1 pseudogene is annotated in these 234 nt (G+C 40.2%); it reads right to left on the reverse strand.

Annotation, left to right across the window (positions count from 1 at the left end):
* Positions 1-234, reverse strand: a pseudogene (locus K5Q58_RS21035) (hypothetical protein); the annotation flags it as partial.

A 234-nucleotide genomic window follows, 5' to 3' on the forward strand; every position in this document is an offset into this window, starting at 1 on the left:
ACCTTCTTCAACAGCGACAATCGCTTCTTGAGCAAGGTAATTGCGTAATATGTATTTAGGGTTAACTGCATCTCTATCTGCTTGCCACTTCTCAATATCTATCTTATTGCCAGAGCCCTCAGTGCCATCTACATTAGCAGCCACACGTTGCTGATAATCTTTATACCAAGTATCAAACTGTGGTCGGTCAATAATTTCATCAGCAATATTAGATTGGTGACTGGTAATATCCAG

This window comes from Shewanella sp. KT0246 (genome assembly GCF_019654955.1).
In the GTDB taxonomy this organism is placed as follows: domain Bacteria; phylum Pseudomonadota; class Gammaproteobacteria; order Enterobacterales; family Shewanellaceae; genus Shewanella; species Shewanella goraebulensis.